Origin of the sequence: Pseudotabrizicola sp. L79, from assembly GCF_036553525.1 — a bacterium.
GTDB lineage: Bacteria > Pseudomonadota > Alphaproteobacteria > Rhodobacterales > Rhodobacteraceae > Pseudotabrizicola.
The window spans coordinates 1-1,037 of the sequence record NZ_JAZHDA010000016.1 but is presented as its reverse complement, the minus strand read 5'-3'; the positions used below and the strand labels follow the sequence as shown (position 1 = coordinate 1,037).

Here is a 1,037-nt window from a genome sequence, read left to right as displayed (position 1 = left end):
ATGGCAAAGGCAAAGTTTGAACGGAACAAACCGCACGTCAACATTGGCACGATTGGCCACGTTGACCACGGGAAGACGACGCTGACGGCGGCGATCACGAAGTATTTTGGCGATTTCCGCGCCTATGACCAGATTGACGGTGCGCCGGAAGAGCGTGCACGCGGGATCACGATCTCGACGGCGCATGTTGAGTATGAGACTGCGAACCGTCACTACGCCCACGTCGACTGCCCCGGCCACGCTGACTATGTGAAGAACATGATCACGGGTGCTGCGCAGATGGACGGCGCCATTCTGGTTTGCGCCGCGTCGGATGGCCCGATGCCGCAAACGCGCGAGCACATTCTGCTGGGCCGTCAGGTCGGCATTCCGTACATGGTGTGCTACATGAACAAGGTTGACCTTGTTGATGACGAAGAGCTGCTGGAACTGGTCGAGATGGAAATCCGCGAGCTGTTCTCGAGCTATGACTACCCTGGCGATGACATTCCGATCATCAAGGGTTCGGCGCACCAGGCGATGATCGGCGAGCGCAAGGACATTGGCGAGGATTCGGTCCGCGCGCTGATGGCTGCGGTTGACGAATACATCCCGACGCCGGCGCGTGCTGTTGACCAGCCGTTCCTGATGCCGATCGAAGACGTGTTCTCGATCTCGGGCCGCGGCACGGTTGTGACCGGTCGTGTGGAGCGTGGCGTGATCAACGTCGGCGACGAAGTTGAGATCGTTGGTATCCGCGACACCAAGAAATCGACCTGCACCGGTGTGGAAATGTTCCGCAAGCTGCTGGATCGTGGTGAAGCTGGCGACAACGTCGGCGTTCTGCTGCGCGGCATCGACCGTGAAGGCGTGGAACGTGGTCAGGTGCTGTGCAAGCCGAAGTCGGTGAACCCGCACACCAAGTTCGAAGCCGAGGCCTATATCCTGACCAAGGAAGAAGGCGGCCGTCACACGCCGTTCTTCGCGAACTACCGTCCGCAGTTCTACTTCCGCACGACCGACGTGACGGGCACGGTTGAACTGCCGGAAGGCACCGA

General features: G+C 59.9%; 1 protein-coding gene. It reads left to right on the top strand.

All coding sequences use genetic code 11. The features are described 5' to 3' along the window. A partial coding sequence (tuf, locus tag V3C85_RS00055) for an elongation factor Tu (RefSeq protein WP_331792947.1) occupies positions 1-1,037 on the top strand: 1,037 nt, incomplete at both ends.